Origin of the sequence: Crossiella cryophila, assembly GCF_014204915.1 — a bacterium.
GTDB lineage: Bacteria > Actinomycetota > Actinomycetes > Mycobacteriales > Pseudonocardiaceae > Crossiella > Crossiella cryophila.
In genome coordinates this window covers 7346512-7369829 of the sequence record NZ_JACHMH010000001.1, presented here as the reverse complement: position 1 = coordinate 7369829, position 23318 = coordinate 7346512, and the positions used below count along the sequence as shown (strand labels likewise).

Sequence of the window (23318 nt, the reverse complement as noted above, 5' to 3'; positions counted from 1 at the left end):
GTCCACCCGGAACCGAGGAGCCGCCGTGTCAGTCACCACAAAAGCCCAGCTCACCGGCACCGAACACCGGGTGCTGCACGCGGTCGCCCGCGGCCGCACCAACGCCGAGATCAGCACCGCCCTGTCCCTCCCCGAGGCCGCGGTGGCCGGCCAGATCCACCGCCTCCAAACCAAACTCCGCCTCCGCGACCGAGCCGCGCTCATCGTCTACGCCTTCGACCACGGCATCACCGTCCCCCAGCCCCACCCGGCCCCCGAACCCCGCCTCCGGATCTCCGTCCTCGGCCCCCTGCGCGCCTGGCACGGCGCCGAACCCCTTGACCTGGGCCCGATCCGTCAGCAAAGCCTGCTCGCCGCCCTGCTCCTGCGCCCCGGCACCACCGTCAGCCAGTCCGAGTTGCGCGACCGGGTGTGGGGCCTGGAACCACCACTGGCCAACGTGATTCAGGTGTACGTCTACAAACTCCGCAAAGCCCTGCGCCACAACACAAACCCGGTCATCGAACACACCGGCCGCGGCTACCGCCTGCCCAGCGCCGCACTGAACCTCGACCTGACCACCCTCACCGAACTGACCACCCAGGCCGAATCCACCGAACGCGCAGGCGACCTGCCCGCCGCGGCCCGCGCCTACCACCGAGCCCTGAACCTGTTCCACGGCAACCCATTGCCCGGCCTGCCCGGCCCCTTCGCCGAAACCGAACGCCTCCGCCTCACCGACCGCCGCCTGGCCCTGTCCCTGGCCAAAGCCCGCTGCCAACTCCAGCTCGGCCACGAGGTACTCGACGACCTGTGGTCCCTGACCGCACAACACCCCCACCACGAACCCCTGGCCGCCCTGCTCATGCGAGCCCTCGCCGCCAGTGGCCGCCCGGCCGACGCCCTGGCCGTGTACGACCGGGTCCGCACCCGCCTCGCCACCGACCTGGACACCCGGCCCGGCCGGGAGCTGCACCGGATGAGGCTGGCCGTGCGCCGCGGCGAGGTGGCGGGGTAGCGCGCGAGAGACCCCGCCACCACCGGCGGCGTTACCTGCTGCCGCAGAGGGCGGACTCGATCACGTCCACCGGCGTGGGCTTGATCGAGGTGAACTCCCACGCGTTGGTCATCATCGAGGCGTACCGCCCGTCCTCGGTCGCCGCGGTGATCGAGGTGTAGCCGGAGAAGCCGTACCCGTTGTGGAACCAGGCCTGTCCACCACAGGACAACGAGATCAGCTGCAACCCGAGTCCAACCCCCAGCCAGCGCGGATCAGCGGGGTTGGCGATGGTCGCGATCTTGCGCATCTCGGTGAGCGCGGCGGGCGAGACGACCTGCCCGGCCAGCAACGCCCGGTAGAACTTGGCCATGTCCGCCAGGCTCGACACCATCGCGCCCGCGGCACTGGACAGCGAAGGCTCGGCGCCGACCGGCATCGTGGTCGTCTCGGTCCAGAACTGCACCGGCCCGAACCGGACACCGCGGTAGCCGGGGATGAACGGGGCGGGCAACGTCCGGTCGCCCGCGGCCGAGTAGGCGGTCCTGGTCAGCCCGAGCCGGTTGATGATCCGGCTGGTGACGGCCTCCCGCATGGAAACCCCGGTCACCTGCTCGACCAGCAACCCGTTCACCATGTACCCCAGATTGCTGTAGAGCACCTGGACCCCTGGCGCGGACGCGGGCGGGTAGGTCTGCAACGCCAGCTTGACCAGGCTGCGCGGATCCACACTGCCATCCGGCTTGAGCAGCCCCGCCGCCTTGGGCGCGAAGTCCAGCACGTTGAGGTCGGGAATGCCCGAGGTGTGCTGGAGAACCTGCCGGACAGTGATCCGATTGCCGTCATAACCGTTGCCCTGCAACACACCCGGCAGGTACCGCTCGACTGGCGCGTCCAGCTCGACCCGGCCCTCGTCAACGAGCTGCAACACCACGGCGGCGGTGAAGGTCTTGGTCTGACTGGCGATCCGGAAGTGCTCATCGGACTTGATCGGCCGCGCCGCGCTGATCGAGGCACTGCCCGCGGTCAGGTGCCAGGAACCGTTGGCATTTCCCGCGTACACCGCCGCCCCCGGCCCGGCGTGCGACTGGTAGCCGTTGAGCGCTGCCTGGGTGTCGGCGTGCTCGCCCGCCGCCTGGGCGGTGCCGCCCGTGGCGAGCAGTCCGGCGGCGAGGGTCGCGGTGAGGGCGACGGCCCCCAGCCGGCGACCGCTGATTGTGATCACGAAGTACTCCTCCTCCGTAGCCTTCGTCCTACCGGCGGAGCGTGGCAGCGGGGGGTGAAATCCGGGTGAGAGCGCTGGTGGGGCGGGTGCGGTCCGGCCTGGGGTTGGCCAGGCACATCGATGCCGTCCACCTGTCCTCGCCGCCTCGGGTGGGTCGGCCGTGGATGTTCGGCGGCCTGCCACCGCGGGCCGGGGCGTTCCAGCCGCGAGCGGTGGCCCAGGAGCTGGCCGAGGCGAGCACGACCGTCGTGTCCGGACTGGGCGGGGTGGGCAAGACCCAGCTGGCCGCCGAGCACGCCCGCACCCGCTGGCAGGCCGGTGAACTCGACGTGCTGATCTGGGTCACCGCGGCCTCGCGGGAGGCGATCATCTCCGCCTATGCCGGCGACCACGCGGCCGCTGCCGCCGCCAACGAGCAGCTCCTCACGGATCAGCTCCGGATCCTCGGTCCCGATCACCCCGACACACTGGACAGCCAGGCCACGCTGGCCTCCTGGCGGGGGTACGCGGGCGACCCCGCGGGAGCGGTCGCCGCCTGTCGGCTGCTGGTCGCTCAGATGGTGCGGGTGCTGGGGCCGGATGCTCCCGCCACCCTTGCCCGTCGTGCTGACCTTGCCTTCTGACAGGCGGCGGTAGGGGACTTCGTGGGGGCGATCGCGGGAGCCGAACAACTGCTCACCGATCAGCTCCGACTCCTGGGGGCCGATCATTCCGACACGCTCATCAATCGTGGCAATCTTGCCGCCTGGCGGGGCGATTCAGGTGATCCCGCGGGTGCGGTGGCTGCCTGCGAACAGCTGCTGGCCGACCAGCTTCGCATCCTGGGACCGGACCATCCCGACACGCTGAAAGTCCGCGCCAACCTCGCTATGTCGCGAGGTCAGGTGGGTGACCCAGCAGGAGCAGTGGCCGCGTTCGAACAGCTTCTTGTTGACCGGGGCCGCATTCTGGGGCCTGAGCACCCCAGCACTGCTCTCACTCGCAAGCACCTCGCCCACTGGCAACGTCGCGTCCCGCCCAGGTAAAAACCCGGGCGACACCCCAGTGCCGTGGGATGCCGCCCGGGTTCCGGGAACCGATCAGCTCACCGGCCGCGGTAGAAGTCCCGCACCTTGGCCACGATGTAGTCCTGATCCTCCGCCGTCAACCCGACATACGTCGGCAGATAGAACCCGGAAGCCGCGTACTTGGCCGCGTTCAGACTCGTCCACGAAGCGTCGAAGTACCCCGGCTGCTGGCTCATCGGCTTGAAGAACCGCCGGGTCTCGATCCCCTCGGTCTTCAGGTGCGCCCGCAGCGCCTCGCGGTCCTCGGCCAGCACGTCGTACATCCACAGCACATCGCGCGGCGGCATCACCGTGACGCCCTTGATGTCGGCCAGGCCCTCGTCGTAGCGGCGCTCGATCTCCTTGCGGGCGGCCAGGAACTCGTCCAACTGCTCGGTCTGGGCGAGGGCGACCGCGGCCTGCATGTCGGTCATCCGGAAGTTGTAGCCGAGCTTGCGGTGCAGGAAGCTGTGGTCGGGGGAGAAGGCCATGCCGCGCAGGTGGCGCATCTGGGCGTCCAGGACGGGGTCGTTGGTGACGCAGACGCCGCCCTCGCCGGAGGTGATGATTTTGTTGGCGTACAGGGAGAACGCGGCGATGTGGGCGACCGGGCGGACGCCGTGGGACTCGGCTGAGTCCTCGACCACCTTGAGGTTGTACTCGTGCGCCAGCTCCATGATGGGGTCCATGTCGCAGCGGCGGCCGTAGATGTGCACCGGCATGATCGCCTTGGTGCGCGGGGTGATCTTCTCCTCGATCTTGCTGACGTCGATGTTGAGGTCGTCGCCGCAGTCGACGAAGACCGGGGTGGCGCCGGTGTAGGTGACCGACCAGGCCGAGGCGATCATGGTGAACTCGGGGACGATCACCTCGTCGCCGGGGCCGACGCCGATGGCGCGCATGGCCAGGGTCAGTGCCGCGGTGCCGGAGGAACAGGCCACGCCGTGCGACATCTGGTTGTAGTTGGCGAAAGCCTCCTCGAACTTGCGCACGTGCGGGCCGAGCGAGGAGATCCAGCCCTGCTGGATACCGGCCGTGACGTACTCGAGTTCGCGACCTGCCAGGGTCGGCATGGAGACGGGGTACCGGTAGCTCATGAGTTGCTCGTCTCGGTGAGTTGCGGGAGGGACAGGAGCAGATCCGCGGCGGCGGTGCGCCCGCCGGCCTTGGTCATCGCAGCGGCGAATCGCTGGGAGGCTTCGGCGTAGGTCTTCTGGCCCAGCACCGGGAGCAGCTTGCCGGTCAGGTCGTCGGCGTTGATCGCGGCGGGGCGGTCCACGGTCAGGCCGAGGCCCATGCTCTGCACCCGGACCGCCTGGTCGTAGCAGTCCACCCACAGCGGCCGGACCACCTGCGGCTTGCCGAAGTAGACGCTCTCGTGGAAGGCGTTGCCGCCGCCATGGTTGACGAAGACCCGCACACTCGGGTGCGCCAGCACGTCCAGCTGCGAGGGCACCCAGCCCTCGACGCGCAGGTTGGCGGGTAGGTCGGCGGGTAGCAGTGGCTGTTGGGACTTCGGTAGCGACCACAGGACGTGGGCCTTGCCCTCGACCCGGCGGGCGACCTCGACCAGGGCGGCCACGTCACTCTTGGTGAGCCGGGTGATGGTGCCGAAGCCCATGTAGACGACGTTCTGGTGGCCGTCCAACCAGTCGGTCAGTTCGTCCGCGGGGGCCTGGGGCAGCGGCGGCACCATGGCGCCGACGAAGCTGAACTTCGCCGGCACGTCGAAGGGGTAGTCCAGGTCGGGCAGGGAGTAGCAGAGCACCTTCTCCGCCCGCTCGAACCCGGCCAGTGGCTTGCGGGCCTCCGGGGAAACGCCCAGCTCCTGGCCGATCTTGGCCGCGGCCTGCACCCGTTTGCCCATGGCGGGGGTGAGGAACAGGGCCAGGGTGCGCAGCTGGAAGAGCTTGTTGCGCAGCTTCTGTCCGGCCGACATGGGGTACGGCAGTGCCGACCGAGGGGTCGGGAAGTCATCGGGGGTGTAGGACTTGCCGAACGGGGTGGTCCGGCTGACGATGTTGCTGGCCACGAACGGGCAGCTCAGCACGTACGGGATGCCCTTGGTGATGGCCACGTCCAGCGCGAACCGGCACATCACGTCGATCACCATCAGCGCGGGCTGGTGCTCCTCCACCGCGGCTTCCAGCAGCTTGTGCTTGTCCACGGTGATCTCGGGCTTGAAGTTGTGCCGCATCAGCGCGCGGAAGGCGCCGAACCGCGAGCGTTGAGTGACCGCTTGGTAGGTGGGCTCGTCCCACGTGGTGGGAGAAAGTTCCGGGACCTGCTCGCCGAGCGAGACGAACTCGATCTTGCTGGCCGCGGTCAGCGCCTCGACGTCGGCCCGCCGGACCTCGTCGCTGGCGAAGATCACGTCCTGCACACCGCGCCGGGCCAGCTCGCCTGCCAGCACCAGCATCGGGTTGGCCAGGCCCGCCGCCGGCAGGCTGACCAGCATGATGGGCTTACGCGTTCGGTCAGCGACCTCTGCCATGCGAACAGGGTGAAGCCCGCGCATCCCGGAAACTGCTAGAGATTGCGCCCGCCCGTGTCTGGGGGAATCCGCAGTTGGCCGTTTGTAACGTCGCTCCGGGAATCCCCTGGGAAACGGCGGCAAGGTGGTCGGGATGCGAAGTGAGGCCGATACATGCTTGGCACACGTGCGCGCTGCCGCGGCCACGCGGCTAGGGATGGCCGTGGAGGCCGTTCCTGCCGAGGTGGCACTGCGTGAGCTGGGACTGGACTCGGCCGGTCTGACCGGCCTGACCGAGGAGCTGTCCCGCCTGCTGGGGCGGCCGGTGCCCGCCTGGGCGCCCTACCGGCACCCCACGGTGGCCGCGCTGACCGCCTTCCTGGACGGGGCCCCGGCCCCAGCGGCGGTGCAGGCAACTCCCACGATTCGGGATGAGCCGATCGCGATCGTCGGACTCGGCTGCCGCCTGCCCGGCGGCATCGGCTCGCCCGGCCAGCTCTGGGACGCGCTGCTCGGCGAGGTGGACGCGATCGGGCCGGTCCCGGCCGACCGCTGGAACGCCGACGCCTGGTTCGACCAGGACGTGGCCCAGCCCGGCAAGATGACCACCCGCCGCGGCGGGTTCCTGGACGACATCGCCGGGTTCGACGCGGCCTTCTTCCGCATGTCACCCGCGGAAGCCGAGCACACCGACCCGCAGCAGCGGATCACCCTGGAGGTGGCCTGGTCCGCGCTGGAGGACGCGCGGATCGTGCCGGCCGGCCTGACCGGCACCCGGACCGGGGTGTTCCTGGGCACCATGTGGCAGGAGTACCAGCTCGCCACCGGCGCCGACCCGAACGCGACCGCCTCGCACTCCGCGGTCGGCTGGGACACCTCGATCGTGCCTGCCAGGGTCGCCTACGCCCTCGGCCTGCAGGGCCCCGCGCTCTCCGTCGGCTCCGCGTGCAGCTCCTCCCTCGCGGCGGTGCACCTGGCCGCGCACAGCCTGCGCCGCGGCGAGTCCGACCTGGCCCTGGCCGGTGGCGTCAACCTGATGCTCACCCCGCACACCACGGTCGCGATGACCAAGTTCGGCGGGGTCAACCCGGACGCCCAGTGCCGGGCCTTCGACGCCGGCGCCAACGGCTACGTGCGCAGCGAGGGCTGCGGGATCGTGGTGCTGCGCAGGCTTTCCGACGCACTGCGCGAGGGCGACCGGATCTACGCGGTGCTGCTGGGCAGCGCGATGAACAACGACGGCGCCTCCAACGGCCTGACCGCGCCCAACCCCGAGGCACAGACCGACGTGCTGCGCTCGGCCTGGCAGTCCGCGGGCATCGCGCCCGCCCAGGTGTCCTATGTGGAGGCTCACGGCACCGGCACCAAGCTCGGCGACGTGATCGAGGCATCCGCGCTCGGCGAGGTCTTCGCCCCGGACCGGGTGGAGCCACTGCGGATCGGCTCGGCCAAGACCAACTTCGGCCACCTCGAACCGGCCGCCGGGGTGCTCGGCCTGCTCAAGACCGCGCTCTCGCTGCACCACGGCGAACTTCCCGCGAGCCTGCACTTCGAGGCCCCCAACCCGGCCATCGACTTCGCCGCCGAACGCCTCCAGGTGGTCACCGACCGCAGTGCCTGGCCCGAGGGCCCGCGCTACGCCGGGGTTTCCGGCTTCGGCTTCGGCGGCACCAACGTGCACCTCGCCCTGGCCCAGCCGCCCGCCCGCCGCCGGAACCTGGTCGCGCTGGCCTCGGACTCCGCCGAACAGCTGTGGCGGGACATCGCCGACACCGCCCGCGGCGCGGCGACTTCGGTGCTGCACAACGGATCCGGCTCGCACCGCGCCTTCGCCGCACTCGACCGGCCCGGCGACCTGGCCGACCTGCTCGCCCGCGCCACTGTCGGCGAATCCACCGGCTCACCGCTGGTCTTCGGCTTCTCCGGACACGGCAGCCAGTGGACCGGCATGGGCCGGGATCTACTGAACCAGCCCGAGTTCCGCGCCGCACTGTCCGAAGTAGACGCTCACCTGACGCCGGTGCTCGGCCGCTCCGTGCTGGCCGACCTGACCTCCGCCCGGCCCCTGGAAAGGGTCGAGGTGGTGCAGCCCGCACTGTTCGCGGTGCAGGTCGCGCTCTTCCGTACCCTGGCCGCCTGGGGTGTCCGGCCCGCGGCGGTCTTCGGCCAGAGCGTCGGCGAGGTGGCCGCCGCGGTCGCCGCCGGTGCGCTCACCACCGCCCAGGGCGCCCAGGTGATCGGACTCTGGTCCCGCCTGGTCGGCGAACGCGCCTCGGGCACCGGCACCGTGCTGGTCTGCGACCTGGACGTGGCCGAGGCCGAACACCGCTTCGGCGACCGGCTCACCCTGGCCGGAGAGCTGTCGCCGGGCCAGGTCGCCCTGTCCGGCAACACCGCCGCCATCGCCGCCGCCGAACAGGAACTCGGCGAGGCCGGGATCTTCACCGCCAGGGTGGCCATCGACTACCCCTCACACAGCCGCGAACTCAGCCCCCTCGCCGCCGAACTGATCACCCTGCTCGGCGACCTCACCCCGGCCGAGACCACGATCCCCTTCATCTCCACCGTCACCGGCGCCGAACTCGCCGGGACCGCCCTGGATGCGGCCTACTGGGCCCGCAACATGTGCGAGCCCATGCGCCTGGTCAAGGCCGTACGCGCGCTGCCGGAAGGCAGCCGGGTGGTGGAGATCGGCCCGCACCCGGTGCTGCGCTTCGCGGTCGCCAAAACCCTTGGCACCGAGGTCTTCTGGACCTGCCGCCGGGACCGCCCCGCACCGGAAACCCTGGAAGACCTCATCGGTCTACTGTGGACAGACGGCGTGGACGTCGACTGGACCGCCGTCGGCGGCGGCGCCGACTCCGGTGAACCGGTGGCCTGGCCGCTGTCCGCCCAGTCCGCCCCCGCCCTGCGCGCTCAGGCCGAAGCCCTGCGCACGCACGTCACCGCCACCCCCGGCCTGCGGATCGCCGACCTCGGCCACTCCCTGGCCACCACCCGCACCGCCTTCGAGCACCGTGCGGTGCTCGTCGGCGACCGCCAGGAACTCCTCGACGGACTCGCCGCGCTGGCCGCAGGCGAGGAAGCACCCGGGCTGGTCCTGGGCCGGGCCAAGGACCAGCCCGGCCCCGTGCTGGTCTTCCCCGGCCAGGGCTCGCAGTGGGCTGGCATGGCCCTGGACCTCCTGGACAGCGCCCCGGCCTTCGCCGCCGCCCTCGCCGACTGCCAGCAAGCCCTCAAGCCCTACACCGACTGGACTTTGACCGAGGCCCTCGCCGACGAGGACGCACTGCGCCGGGTCGACGTGGTCCAGCCCGCACTGTGGGCCGTGATGGTCTCGCTGGCCGCACTCTGGGCCGCGCACGGCGTGCGCCCGGCCGCGGTGGTCGGCCACTCCCAGGGCGAGATCGCCGCCGCCTGCGCGGTCGGTGCACTCAGCCTGGAAGACGGCGCGCGGATCGTCGCCCTGCGCTCCCAGGCCATCGCACGCACCCTGGCCGGTCGCGGCGGCATGGTCTCCACCATGCTCTCCCGGTCCGAAGCCGTTGCCCGCCTTGAGGAATGGGACGGCCGGATCTCCCTGGCCGCCGCCAACGGACCCGGCTCCACCGTGGTCTCCGGCGACCCGGAGGCCCTGGCCGAATTCATCACCCAGCTCGAAGCCGACGGCGTGCGCGCCCGGCGGCTGCCGGTGGACTACGCCTCGCACTCCGCACACGTCGAGTCCATTGTGGACGAACTTCTCGAAGACCTGGCCCCGATCCGGCCGCGCAAGGCCCAGGCCGCCTTCTACTCCACCGTCACCGGCGAGGCCCTGGACACCCGCGGCCTCAACGCCCAGTACTGGTACGACAACCTCCGCTCCACCGTGGAGTTCGAGGCCACCATCGCCGCACTGATCGAGGCAGGGCACCGGATCTTCATCGAGGTCAGCCCGCACCCGGTGCTCACCATGGGCATCCAGGACGCCAGCCCCGACGCGGTCGCCTTCGGCAGCCTGCGCCGCGACGACGGTGGCCGCCGCCGGTTCCTCACCGCGCTCGCCCACGCCCAGGCGCACGGCCTGCCGGTGGACTGGCAGCTGCCGACCGCCCGTTTGGTAGACCTGCCCGCCTACCGCTTCCAGCACCAGCGCTACTGGCTGGAGAGCACCCCCGCGGTCACCCCGGCCGCCGCCCAGCCCGCCGAATCCTTCTGGAACCTGGTGCAACAGGCCGATCTCGACGGCCTGCAGAGCCTCCTCGCTGTCTCACCCGCGGCCACCCTGCCCGAACTCGTCGCCGCCCTCGCGGGCTGGCACCGCAGGGAGAACGCGGCCAGCCTGATCGGCAACTGGCGCTACGCCACCGCCTGGCGCTCGGTCGCCGAACCCACCGCCCGCCCCGCCACCGGTACCTGGCTGGTGCTCACCCCCAAGGGCGAGGGCCCCTGGGTGGAAGCCGTCGACGTCCTTGCCCAGCAAGGAATGCGGCTGATCACCCTGGAATGCGAGCACCACCCCAGCCGGGAAACCCTCTCCGCGGTCTGCGAATCCGCCCTCGGCGCGGACCTCAGCGGCGTGCTCAGCCTGCTCGCGCTCATCCCCGGCGACCGGATCGACCACCCCGGCGTGCCCGCCGGATACGCGGCCACTTTGCTGGCCGTGCAGGCCCTCGGTGACGCCGGGATCAGCGCGCCGCTGTGGTGCGTGACCAGCGGCGCGATGATCACCGACCCCGGCGACCACGAGGTCCGCCCCGAGCAGCGGATGATCTGGGGCCTTGGCCGGGTCGCCGGACACGAGCACCACGACCGCTGGGGCGGCCTCATCGACGTGCCCGCGCTGCCCCGCGAGGGCAGCTGGCGGCAGCTCGCCGCCGCGCTCACCCGCGGCGACGGCGAGGACCAGCTCGCGTTGCGCCCCTTCGGAACTTTGGCCTGCCGCCTGGTCCGGCCTGCCGTCCAGCGCACCGACAACGCCGACTGGCGGCCGCGCGGCACCGTGCTGGTCACCGGCGGCACCGGCGCGCTCGGCGGCCACGTGGCCCGCTGGCTGGCCGAGCGCGGCGCCGAGCGGATCGTGCTGGTCAGCCGCCGCGGCCCGGCCGCACCCGGCGCGGCCGAACTGCGTGCCGAACTCACCGCCCGCGGTGTGCACACCCGGATCGAGGCCTGCGACGTGGCCGACCGGGTCCAGCTGCGCACCCTGCTGGACCGGATCGGCGACCTCGACGCGGTGGTGCACACCGCCGCCGTGCTGGCCGACGCGCCCCTGCACGCCCTGCACCTGGAACAGGTCGCGGTGGCCCAGCGGGCCAAGATCGCCGGCGCCTGGAACCTGCACGAGCAGACCGCAGGGATGAACCTGTCCGCGTTCGTGCTCTTCTCCACCATCGGCGCCACCGTGGGCATTCCCGGCCAGGGCAACTACGCCCCGGCCAACGCCGGCCTGGACGCGCTCGCCGAACTGCGCCGCGCCCAGGGCCTGCCCGCCACCTCGGTCGCCTTCGGCGCCTGGGACGGCGAGGGCATGGCCACCTCCGCGGTGCGCCCCACCCTGGAACGGCACGGCATCAACTGCATGGACCCGGACCTGGCCCTGCGCGCCCTGCAGGAGGCCATCGACGGCGGCCGCGCCACCCAGCTGGTCGCCGACATCAACTGGGACCGCTTCACCCCGACCCTCACCGCGTTGCGCCCCAGCGCGTTGCTGGCCGACCTGCCCGACGCCCGCCGCACCGCCCCCGCCGAAGCGGTGGCCGAGCAGGGCCTGACCGAACGGTTGGCCGCGCTGCCCGCCCGCCGCCGCCCCGAACTGGTGCTGGACGTGGTGCTGCGGCACACCGCCACCGTGCTCGGCTACCGGCGCGGCGACCGGCCGGAGGAGACCAGCACCTTCCGTGACCTGGGCATCGACTCGGTGACCGGGGCCGACCTGAGCAAGCGGATCAGCGCGGAAGCGGGTCTGCGACTGCCGGTGACCCTGGTCTTCGAGGAGCCCACCCCGGCCGCGGTGGCACAACACCTGTTAGCCCAGCTCGACCTCGATTCGTCCGAGGACGTCCCGGCAGTGGCGGAAGAAGCCGCCGCGCCGATGGAGGACGTCTCCGACGACGAACTGTTCGACCTCATCGACAGCATCACCATGAGCCGGAGGAACACGTGACGGCGACCGAGCAGAAGCTGCGTGAGTACCTCAAGCGGGCCACCAGCGAACTGAACGCGCTCCGCGAGGAGCGTGCCCGGTCGAGCGAACCGATCGCGGTGCTCGCGATGAGCTGCCGGTTCCCCGGTGGCATCAGCTCGCCCGAGGACCTCTGGCGCCTGCTGGCCGCGGGCGAGGAGGCCATCGGGCCGCTGCCCGGCGACCGCGGCTGGGACCTGGAGACGCTGTACGACCCGGACCCGGACAACCCCGGCACGCTGTACGCGCGAGCGGGCGGATTCCTGGACGGGGCAGGCGAATTCGACGCCGCCTTCTTCGGCATCTCCCCGCGCGAGGCCCTGGCCATGGACCCGCAGCAGCGCCTGCTGCTGGAGAACGCCTGGGAGGCACTGGAACGGGCCCGGATCGTGCCGGAGTCCTTGCGCGGCAGCGATGTCGGCGTCTACATCGGCACCAACGGCCAGGACTACGCCGGACTCACCCAGGGCAGCGGCGACTCCGAGGGCCACGCCCTCACCGGCGGCGCGGCCAGCGTGCTCGCGGGCCGGATCTCTTACGTGCTCGGGCTGGAAGGCCCCGCGGTCACCGTCGACACGGCGTGTTCTTCTTCGCTGGTCGCCCTGCACAGCGCGGTGCGCGCGTTGCGTGCGGGGGAGTGCTCTCTCGCGCTGGCCGGTGGCGCGACCGTGATGGCCGGACCGCAGCTGCTGGTCGAGTTCAGCCGCCAGGGCGGGCTCTCCCCGGACGGGCGCTGCCGCGCGTTCAGCGAGGACGCCGACGGCACCGGCTTCTCCGAGGGCAGCGGACTCGTCCTGCTGCAGCCGCTCTCGGCCGCATTGGCTTCCGGCCGCCCGATTCTGGCGGTCATCCGCGGCTCGGCGATCAACTCCGACGGCGCATCCAACGGTCTGTCCGCACCGAGCGCGAGTGCCCAGCAGCGGGTCATCCGCGCCGCACTGGCCGACGCCGAACTGGACGCCGCCGAGGTCGACCTCCTCGAAGCGCACGGCACCGGCACCCGGCTCGGCGACCCCATCGAAGCCCGCGCTTTGCTTGCCACCTATGGCAAAGCCCGCGCCGGTGGCACCCCCGCCCTGCTCGGCGGCGTCAAGTCCAACCTCGGCCACACCCAGGCCGCGGCCGGGGTCGCCGGGTTCATCAAGATCGTGGAGGCGCTGCGCCGCGGCGAGGCCCCGCGCTCGCTGCACGCCCAGGAACCCAGCAGCCGGGTCGACTGGTCGGTCGGCGGGATCAACCTGGTCACCGAACACCAGGTGCTGCCAGCCGCCGATCGTCCTTACCGCGCAGGCATTTCCGCCTTCGGCATCAGCGGCACCAACGCGCACATGATCGTCGAACAGGCCCCCACCGCCGAGCCCGCTCCGGCCGCCGAGCCCGTCGACGAAGCCCCGATCGTCCCGTGGGTCCTTTCTGGACACACGGAAGCCGCGTTGCGCGCCCAGGCCGAGAGCCTGGCCGAAGCCGTTGCGGGACAACGCCCAGCCGACGTCGCCTGGTCCTTGGTCTCCACCCGCGCCCGCCTGGCCCGCCGCGCCGCGGTGATCGGCTCCGAGGCGGACGAGCTGATCGCCGGACTGCGCGCGATCGCCGCAGGTGAGTCGATTCCCGGCGTGGTCACCGGATCCGCGCTCTCCGGCAAGACCGCCTTCGTCTTCCCCGGCCAGGGCGCCCAGCGCGCGGCCATGGGCGCCGAGCTGTACCGCCGCTTCCCGGCCTTCGCCGCCGCCTACGACGCGGTCTGCGCACACCTCGACCCGCTGCTGCCCCGCCCGCTGCGCGAGATCACCTTCGCCGCCAAGGACACCCCGGAAGCCGAGCTGCTCAACCAGATCGGCTTCACCCAGCCCGCGCTGTTCGCCTTCCAGGTCGCCCTCTACCGACTGGTCGAATCCTGGGGTGTCACCCCGAACTACGTGCTCGGCTACTCCACCGGCGAACTCGCCGCCGCGCACGTCGCCGGGGTCTGGTCACTGCCGGATGCCTGCTCCCTGGTCGCCGCCCGCGGTCTGCTCATGCAGTCGCTGCCGCCCGGCGGCGCGATGCTCGCCGTGCGCGCCTCCGAGCAGGACCTGTTGCCACTGCTGGAAAACCGCGAGCACGAACTGGTCGCCGGACTGGTCAACGGACCCAACTCGGTCATCCTCTCCGGCACCGTCGCCGCCATCGAGGAAGTCACCGACACGCTGCTGGCCCAGGGCCGCGAGGTCAAGCGCCTGGTCATGGAGCACGCCTACCACTCGCCGCTGATGGAACCCATGCTGGCCGAGTTCGCCGAGGTCGCCGGACGGGCCACCGCACGCGAACCCGAGATCGGCCTGGTCTCCAACGTCACCGGCGGCCTGATCAGCGCCGAGGTCTGCGACCCCGGTTACTGGGTCTCGCACGTCCGCTCCACCGTCCGCTTCGCCGCCGGTGTCGACACGCTGCTCGAGGCCGGGGTCACCAAGTTCCTGGAACTCGGCCCGGACGGCTCCGGCGCGGCCATGGTCGGCGACTGCGTGGCCGACGCCCGCCAGCGGGTCGCCGTGGTCGCCGCCCAGCGCCGCGACCGGCCCGAGGCCGAGGCCGTGCTCACCGGACTCGCCGAGGCACACGCGCACGGCATCGAGGTCGACTGGCCGGCCGTGTTCGCCGGTACCGACCTGCGCCCGGTGGACCTGCCCACCTACCCGTTCCAGCACAGCCGCTACTGGGTCACCCCGCGCGGCGCCGACGGCGCACTGGAACTCGCCCCGCTCACCCACCCCTGGCTGATCGTCGAACCCGCGCTGGCCGGTGGCCTCGGCCAGGTCCTGGCCGGTCGGCTCTCCGTGCCCGAGCACCCCTGGCTGGGTGATCACGTGGTGCACGGCCACATCGTGCTGGCCGGGACCGGGTTGATGGAGCTGGCCATCGCCGCCGCGCACCGGCTCGGCCTGGCCCAGGTGAACAGCCTGGTCATGATCGCGCCGATGATGCTGCCCGAGACCTCCTCGGTGCGCGTCCAGGTCGCCATCGGCCCCGCCGTGGACGGCCGCCACCCGATCGCCATCCACAGCCGCCCTTCCGGCGCGGACCACGAGTGGACCCTGCACGCCGCGGGCGAACTCGACTCCGCCCCCGACCCCACCGACGCCCCCGAATTCGCCGAACTGCGCGAATGGCCGGTGCCCGGCGCGGAAGCCGTCGAGCTGGACGGCCTCTACGACCGCTTCGCCGACCAGGGTGTGGACTACGGCCCCGGCTTCCTGACCACCACCGGACTCTGGGTGCGCGACGGCATCGGTTACGGCACCGTGCGGCTGCCCGACGACCTGGACGGCGAGCCCTACGCGCTGCACCCCGCGCTGCTGGACGGCGCGCTGAACGTGATGCGGGCCTGCGCCGACGGCGGCCAGACCGCCGACCACGTGCAGATGCCCTTCGAGTGGTCCGGCGTCGAACTCTTCGCCACCGGCGCGAGCGAACTGCGCGTGCGGGTACAGGCCGAGGCCACCTCCGACGGCCGCCGCCTCTCCGTCTGGCTGGCCGACACCACCGGCGCGCCGGTCGCCCGGGTGCAGCGCCTGGACCTGCGCACCGCCCGGCCCGAGCAGATCCAGGCCGGGGCCGGACGCACCCAGGACCTCTACCGGATCGAGGAGCAGCGGGTGGCCCTCCCGGCCGAGCCCGCCGCCCGGCCGAGCACGTTCACCGGCACGCTCCCGCTCGGCGAACTGCCCGGCGACATCGAGCGAGTGATCATCGACGCCACCGGCCGGGAGGACTTCCCGGTCGCCGAGGCCGCGGCCGAAGCCCTGGCCGCGATCCAGCGCATCCTCACCGAAGCGCCAGCGGCCGAGCTGGTCTGGGTCAGCGGCGGCGGACTGGCCGGGGCGGCCGTGCGCGGCCTGCTGCGCTCCGCCCGCGCCGAACACCCGGACCGGGTGCTGCGCTGGATCGACGTCGGCACCCGCACCCTGCCCGAAACCGCACTGGACCTGCCCGAACCCGAAGTCCTGGTCCGCGAGGACGGCCTGTACACCCCGCGCCTGGCCCGGCTGTTCGACGAGATCAACGAGACCGTCCGGCTCGACCCCGACGGCACCGTGCTGATCACCGGCGGCACCGGCCAGCTCGGCGCGGCCGTGGCACAACACCTGGTCCGCACGCACGGCGTCCGCCACCTGGTGCTCACCTCCCGCCGCGGCCCCGACGCCCCCGGCGCGACCGAACTGGCTGAAACCCTGGCCGCCGCCGGCGCCCAGGCCCGGATCGTGGCCTGCGACGTCGCCGACCGGGACGCCGTGGCTGCGCTGCTGGCCACCATCGACACCCCGCTCACCGCCGTGGTGCACCTGGCCGGGGTCCTGGACGACGGCCTGCTGCTGCACCAGAACGGCGCCCGCCTGGCCGAGGTCTTCGCGGCCAAGGTCTCCGGCGCACTGCACCTGTGCGAGCTGACCAGGGACGCGCCACTGGCCGCGTTCGTGCTGTTCTCCTCGGCCGCCGGCGTGCTCGGCACGGCCGGGCAGAGCACCTACGCCGCCGCCAACTCCGTGCTCGACGAGATCGCCGCCCGCCGCCAGCGCGCCGGACTGCCCGCCACCAGCCTCGCCTGGGGCCTGTGGGAACCCGACGCGGACGGCATGACCGGCCACCTCGGCACCGCCGAACTCGCCCGCATGCGCAGGCAGGGCATTGTCGCCTTCCCGCTGCGGCACGGGCTCGGCCTGCTGGACACCGCGCTCGGCCGGACCGAGTCCGCGCTCGCCCCGGTCCGCCTCGATCTGCGCGGACCGCGGCAGGAGGCCGAGCAGGGCGGCCACCTGTCCGCGGTCCTGCGCACCCTGGTCCGGCTGGCCCCGCGCCAGGCCGCCGCCCGCACCGCCGACGAACCCGGCACGCTCAAGGACCGCCTGGCCGCACTGCCCAGGGACAAGCAACTCGCCGAACTGACCGCGATCGTGGTCCGCGAGGCCGCCGGTGTCCTCGGCATCACCGACCCGTCCGGCGTGCCCGTCGACGAGGCCCTGGTCTCCCGCGGCCTGGACTCGCTGATGGCGGTGGAACTGCGCCGCAGGCTCACCGCCGCCACCGGCGCCGCACTGACCTCCACCCTCGCCTTCGACTACCCGACCCCCGAGGCCATCGCCGGCCGGATCGCCGCCATCCTCGAACTCACCCCGCGCGCGGCCACCACCACCAGCGCCCGCCCGCAGACCGCCGCCGACGACGACCCGGTGGTCATCGTCGGCATGGCCTGCCGCTACCCCGGCGGCATCGAAGGCCCAGCCGACCTGTGGCGCCTGGTCGCCGCGGGCACCGACACCACCGCCGACTTCCCCCTGGACCGTGGCTGGGACACCGCCCGCCTGTTCGACCCCACCCCGGACCGCCTGGGCACCTCGCACACCCGCCTGGGCAGCTTCCTCTACGGCGCGGGCGATTTCGACGCGGCCTTCTTCGGCATGTCCCCGCGCGAAGCCATGGCCACCGACGCCCAGCACCGGCTGCTCCTGGAGAACGCCTGGGAGGCCCTGGAACACGCGGGCATCGACCCCGGCACGCTGAAGGGGAGTGAGACCGGCGTGTTCGCCGGTGTCATGTACAGCGACTACGCGACCCTGTTGGGCGGCGGCGAGTTCGAGGGCTTCCAGTCCACCGGCAGCGCACCCAGCGTCGCCTCCGGCCGGGTCTCCTACGCCCTCGGCCTGGAAGGCCCGGCGGTCACCGTCGACACGGCGTGCTCGTCCTCGCTGGTCGCCCTGCACCTGGGCACCCGGGCACTGCGGTCGGGGGAGTGCTCCCTGGCCCTGGTCGGCGGCGTGACCGTGCTGTCCACGCCGAGCCTGTTCGTCGAGTTCTCCCGCCAGGGCGGACTCGCGATCGACGGGCGCTGCAAGGCTTTCTCCGACTCAGCTGACGGCACCGGCTGGGGTGAGGGCGTGGGTGTCCTTGTCCTGGAACGACTTTCCGACGCTGTGCGACTTGGCCACCGGGTGCGCGCGATCGTGCGTGGCACCGCGGTCAACCAGGACGGCGCGTCCAACGGCCTGACCGCACCGAACGGCCCGTCCCAGCAGCGGGTGATCCTGTCCGCCCTGCACGACGCCGGGGTGAGCGCCGCCGAGGTCGACGTGGTCGAGGGCCACGGCACCGGCACCACCCTGGGCGACCCGATCGAGGCCCAGGCCCTGGTCGACGTCTACGGCCAGTCCCGGCCCACCCCGCTGCTGCTCGGCTCGATCAAGTCCAACTTCGGCCACACCCAGGCCGCGGCCGGTGTGGCGGGCGTGATCAAGATGGTGCAGGCGATGGAACACGGCGCCGCACCCAAGACGCTGCACGTGTCGGACCGGACCAGCCACGTGGACTGGGCGGCTGGCTCGGTCGAGCTGCTGACCGAGACGGTGCCCTGGCCCGAGGCCGACCGGCCCCGCCGGGCTGGTGTTTCCTCCTTCGGCGCCAGCGGGACCAACGCGCACGTGATCCTGGAACAAGCCCCCGACCAACCGGTCGGTAGGGCTGCGGAAATCGGTGTGGTGCCGCTGGTGCTCTCGGCCAAGTCGACCGAGGCACTGCGCGCGCAGGCCGCCCGGCTGGCCGACGCGCTCGCCGATGGCCCCACCAATGTCGGCTTCTCCCTCGCCACCGGCCGGGCCGCCCTCCCGGTCCGCACCGTGGTCGTGGGCGGGAACTCCGCCGAACTCGCTGACTCGCTCCGTGCCTTCGCCGAATCCGGCACCGCACCCACCCCGGGTGCCGGTGCCCGCTCGATCTTCGTCTTCCCCGGCCAGGGCTCGCAGTGGGTGGGCATGGGCCGGGAGCTGCTCGACGAATCCCCGGTCTTCGCCGCCCGGTTCGCCGAATGCGCCGAAGCCCTTGCCCCGCACGTGGACTGGAACCTGACCGACGCCCTCGCCGACGAGGAACTGCTCGCCCGCGTCGACGTCGTGCAGCCGGTCACCTGGGCGGTGAACGTCTCCCTCGCCGCGGTCTGGCAGTCCCTCGGCGTGCAGCCGGACGCGGTGGTCGGCCACTCGCAGGGCGAGGTCGCCGCGGCCGTGGTCGCCGGTGGATTGTCCTTGCCGGACGGCGCGTTGGTCGTCGCCCGCCGCTCGCAGTTGATCGCCCGGCTGCTGGCCGGGCGGGGTGGCATGGCCTCGGTGGCGTTGCCCGTCGCCGAGGTCGAAGCGCGACTCCGCGAAGGCGTCGGGATCGCGGCCGTGAACGGGCCCGCCGCCGTGGTGGTCTCCGGGGAGGTCGCCGCGCTGGAGGAGTTCGTCCGCGGTTGCGAGGCCGAGGAGCTGCGGGTCAAGCGGATCGCGGTGGACTACGCCTCGCACTCGCACTTCGTCGCCGACCTGGAAACCGAACTCGGCCAGGTCCTCGCCGAGGTCCGGCCGCGCACCGGCGAGATCCCGTTCTACTCCACCGTCACCGGCGACTGGCTGGACACCGCCAATCTCGACGGCGGCTACTGGTTCCGCAACCTGCGTCAGCGGGTGGACTTCCACGGCTCGGTGCAGCGGCTGATCGAGGCCGGGCACCGCCGGGTGGTCGAGGTCAGCCCGCACCCGGTGCTGGTGGCCGAGATCGAGGCCACCCTGGACGCCGCGGGCGTCGAGGGCGTGGTGACCGGCTCGCTGCGGCGTGGCGAGGGCGGCGCCCGGCGACTGCTGGACTCCGTTGGCCAGTGGTGGAGTCGCGGTGGCGCGGTGGACTGGGCGGCCTGGTTCGCCGGGACCGGCGCGCGCTCCGTCGACCTGCCCACCTACCCGTTCCAGCACCAGCGCTTCTGGCCGGCGCCGAAGATCTCCGGCGACGCCTCCGCGTTCGGCCTGACCGCCACCAACCACCCGGTGCTCGGCGCCGCGGTGCCGCTGGGCGACGGCTCGGGTGTGCTGCTCACCGGCCGCCTGTCCCGGGACAACCAGCAGTGGCTGTCCGACCACCAGGTCAACGGCACCGCCATCCTGCCGGCCACCGCGTTCGTCGAACTCGCGGTGCGCGCGGGCGATGAGGTCGACTGCGGCCGGGTCGAGGAACTGATCCTCGGCGCGCCCCTGGTCCTCCCGACCGGTCGGGAGGTCGAGATCCAGGTCAAGGTGGAGGCCCCCGACGAGGACGGCCGCCGCACCCTGGCCGTGCACGCCCGCACCGCCGAGGCCGCCTGGACCCGGCACGCCACCGGCGTGCTCGCCCCCGGAACCCCCGACCAGGCCCCGGACTTCGACGCGGTCTGGCCGCCACGTGGCGCGGTCGAGATCGACCTGACCGCCTTCTACGACCAGGCCGCCGACTCCGGCTACCAGTACGGCCCCGCCTTCCGCGGCCTCACCCGCGCCTGGCACGCCGACGGCGAGGTCCTCGCCGAGGTCACCCTGCCGGAACGCCTGTCCGTCACCGGCTTCGGCCTGCACCCGGCGCTGCTGGACGCGGCCCTGCAGACCGTGCTGCTCTCCGACCAGGAGGTCGCCGCCGGTGCCCTCCCGTTCGCCTGGGAGCACGCCGACCTGCACGCCACCGGCGCGACCGCGCTGCGTGCCCGGCTCCGCCACCTCGGCGCGGACGGCAACGACAGCCTGGTCGCGCTCACCGTGGCCGACGAGACCGGCGCACCCGTGTTCAGCACCCAGTCCCTGCGCCTGCGCGCCGCCTCCGGCGAAGCACTCGCCAGCAACGAGCCGGTCTCGCTGTACACAGTGGACTGGACCCCGCTGACCACCGCGGGCAGCGACCCGGCCGACCTGGTCACCGTGACGGATCTGGCCGAACTCGCCGAGATCCCGCCCACCGTCCTCTTCGAACTGTCCACTGTGTCCGGGGACCCGGTCGGTGCGGCGCACGACACCGCCGAGCTGACCCTGACCCTGGTGCAGCAGTGGCTGGCCGAGCAGTACGACGGCTCCCGGCTCGTGCTGATCACCCAGGGCGCGCGCTCCGGCCGGGACCTGGCCGCCGCCACCGCCTGGGGCCTGGTGCGCACCGCGCTCTCCGAACACCCTGGCCGCTTCGGTCTCCTGGACGTCGAGTCCACTGAGGACACCATCCTGGCCCTGCCGCACCTGGCCGAGGGCGCCGAACCGCAGCTCGCCGTCATCGACGGCCAGGTCTGCGTGCCGCGCCTGGCCCCGGACACCAGCACCCTGCTCGCCCCGGTGCACCGCCGGGACTGGCGGATGGACGCCCGCAACCCCGGCTCGGTGGACGGCCTCGGCCTGGTGCCGACCACCGCCGCCGACCTCCCGCTCACCGAGGGCAAGGTGCGGGTCGCCATCCGCGCCGCGGGCATCAACTTCCGCGATGTGCTCGGCACCCTCGGCTACGGCAAGGTCCTCGACCAGATCGAGGGCATGGCCGGGCAGATGGGCGCCGAAGCGGTTGGCGTGGTGGTGGAAACCGGTCCTGGCGTTGACGATCTGGCCCCCGGTGACCGGGTGCTCGGCGTGGTCGACGGCGGGTTCGGGCCGATGGTGGTCGTCGATCACCGGCACGTGGCCCGGATCCCGGCCGCCTGGACCGATGTCGAGGCGGCCAGCGTGCCCGCCGCCTTCCTCACCGCCTACTACGGCCTGGTCGACATCGCCGCGCTCAAGCCCGGCGAGAAGGTGCTCATCCACGCCGGCACCGGCGGCGTCGGCATGGCCGCCATCCAGCTGGCCCAGCACCTGGGCGCCGAGGTCTACGCCACCGCCAGCGAACCCAAGTGGGACACCCTGCGCGGCCTCGGCATCCCCGAGGACCACATCGCCTCCACCCGCAGCCTGGACTTCGCCACCCAGTTCCCCACCGTGGACGTGGTGCTCAACTCCCTGGCGAATGAGTTCGTGGACGCCTCGCTCGGCCTGCTCGCCCCCGGCGGCCGGTTCGCCGAGATGGGCGTCAACGACGTGCGCACCGCGGCCGAACTCGAGCCCTGGCCCGGCGTGGTCTACGAGGCATTCCACGTCGACGAGGCCGGACCGGAACGCACCCGCGGCATGCTCGACGAGCTGCTCGAACTCTTCGCGAAGGGCGCCATCACCCCGCTGCCCACCAGGTCCTGGGATCTGCGCCGCGCGGTGGACGCCTTCCGGTTCATGAGCCAGGCCAAGCACACTGGCAAACTCGTGCTCACCATCCCGCGCACCTGGGACCCCACCCGCGCGGTGCTGATCACCGGCGGCACCGGCGGCCTCGGCCGCGAACTCGCCCGGCACCTGGCGAGCCAGGGCTTCGACTGGCTGGTCCTGGCCAGCCGCAGCGGTGCCAACGCCGAGGGCGCCACCGAACTCGCCGAGGAACTCGCCGCCACCGGCACCCGCGCCGAGATCGTCGCCTGCGACACCAGCGATCCCGTTGCGGTGCAAGCACTCATCGCCGACCTGACCGCGCGCGGCGGGCTCACCGCCGTGGTGCACGCGGCCGGGGTGCTCGACGACGCCACCGTGGACAGCCTCACCCCCGAGCAACTGCATCGGGTGCTGCGGCCCAAGGTCGACGCCGCCTGGCACCTGCACCAGGCCACCCGCGAACTCGACCTGGCCGGGTTCGTGGTCTTCTCCTCCGCCACCGGCGTGCTCGGCACCGCAGGACAGGCGAACTACGCCGCGGCCAACGCCTGGCTGGACGCGCTCTGCCAGCAACGCCGTGCCGACGGCCTGGCCGCGGTCTCGCTGGCCTGGGGCGCCTGGGCGCAGGCCACCGGGATGACCGGCCACCTCAGCGCGGCCGACCACGACCGGTTGCGGCGCAAGGGGATCGTGCCCTTCACCGTGGCCCAGGGCCTGGCCATGTTCGACGCGGCCGCCGCCACCGACCGGGCCCTCACCCTGCCGTTGGTGCTGGACCGCAACGCCTTGGCCGCCGACCCGGACCTGTCCGCGGTACTGCGCGAACTGACCAAAAAGGACCGTCGCAGCGCAGCCAAGACCAGTGCGGGCGCGGGTGGCCTGGAAGCCAGGCTGGCCACGCTGAGCCCTGAGGCCCGGCGGGAACTGCTCGGCGCCATCGCCCGCGAACACGTGGCCTCGGTACTCGGCTTCAGCGGCGCGGACGCGGTCGCCCCCGACCGCACGTTCAAGGACCTCGGCTTCGACTCGCTCACCGCGGTCGAGCTGCGCAACAAGCTCGGCTCGGCGGTGGGCAGGCGACTGCCCGCCACCCTGGTCTTCGACTACCCGACGATCAACGCACTGGTCGGGCATCTGCTCACCGAGTTCAACCTGACCGACGCGGCCAAGGTCGAATCACCGCTGGAACTGCTGGGACAGCTGGAAACCGCGCTCAGCGACCCGGCCGCGGCCCGCGCCGACCGGGCCGTGCTGCTGCGCCGACTGGACGAACTCGCCGCCGCACTGCGGCACGACGAACCGCGCGAGGACGGACCGTCCGAAGACGACATCAACTCGGTGTCGGTGGAGGAACTGTTCGACCTCATCGACGACAACTTCGCTGCACCGCAGGAATGACACGCTCTGTAGCCGACG

8 protein-coding genes are annotated in these 23318 nt (G+C 72.4%); 5 read left to right on the top strand and 3 right to left on the bottom strand.

From position 1 onward, the window contains the following. Positions 1-25: 25 nt before the first annotated feature. Complete coding sequence (locus HNR67_RS31740) at positions 26-997, top strand: BTAD domain-containing putative transcriptional regulator (RefSeq protein ID WP_185005840.1); 972 nt, start codon at positions 26-28, stop codon at positions 995-997. A gap of 31 nt (positions 998-1028) precedes the next feature. On the opposite strand, the gene HNR67_RS31735 is transcribed toward HNR67_RS31740, so the two are convergent. Continuing rightward, on the bottom strand, positions 1029-2201 hold the full coding sequence (locus HNR67_RS31735; protein WP_185005839.1) for a serine hydrolase domain-containing protein: 1173 nt from the start codon (positions 2199-2201) through the stop codon (positions 1029-1031). 65 nt (positions 2202-2266) lie between these two features. Here HNR67_RS31735 and HNR67_RS31730 point away from each other — a divergent pair, with 65 nt between their 5' ends. Both HNR67_RS31730 and HNR67_RS31725 read left to right on the top strand, forming a co-directional pair. Further along, positions 2267-2824 (top strand): hypothetical protein, encoded by a 558-nt coding sequence (locus tag HNR67_RS31730; protein WP_185005838.1) that lies wholly within the window; start codon positions 2267-2269, stop codon positions 2822-2824. A 21-nt stretch (positions 2825-2845) separates the two neighbouring features. Beyond that, positions 2846-3226: a tetratricopeptide repeat protein gene (locus tag HNR67_RS31725; protein WP_185005837.1), complete on the top strand. Its 381-nt coding sequence runs from the start codon at positions 2846-2848 to the stop codon at positions 3224-3226. Between the two features lie 59 nt (positions 3227-3285). Here HNR67_RS31725 and HNR67_RS31720 read toward each other — a convergent pair whose 3' ends face one another. Then, positions 3286-4344, bottom strand: a complete 1059-nt coding sequence (locus tag HNR67_RS31720) for a DegT/DnrJ/EryC1/StrS family aminotransferase (RefSeq protein ID WP_185005836.1) — start codon at positions 4342-4344, stop codon at positions 3286-3288. Further along, positions 4341-5741, bottom strand: coding sequence for a glycosyltransferase (locus HNR67_RS31715; protein WP_185005835.1), 1401 nt, complete (start codon positions 5739-5741; stop codon positions 4341-4343). Before HNR67_RS31715 ends, HNR67_RS31720 begins: the two co-directional genes overlap by 4 nt. A gap of 133 nt (positions 5742-5874) precedes the next feature. On the opposite strand from HNR67_RS31715, the gene HNR67_RS31710 reads away from it, so the two are divergent. Both HNR67_RS31710 and HNR67_RS45935 read left to right on the top strand, forming a co-directional pair. Next, the gene (locus HNR67_RS31710; RefSeq protein WP_281403263.1) at positions 5875-11865 is read left to right on the top strand and encodes a type I polyketide synthase; all 5991 of its coding nucleotides are present in this window, start codon (positions 5875-5877) and stop codon (positions 11863-11865) included. Then, positions 11862-23300 carry a type I polyketide synthase gene (locus HNR67_RS45935; protein ID WP_185005833.1) on the top strand — a complete coding sequence of 3813 codons (11439 nt, stop codon included), beginning with the start codon at positions 11862-11864 and terminating at the stop codon, positions 23298-23300. Before HNR67_RS31710 ends, HNR67_RS45935 begins: the two co-directional genes overlap by 4 nt. The last annotated feature ends 18 nt before the right edge of the window (positions 23301-23318 follow it).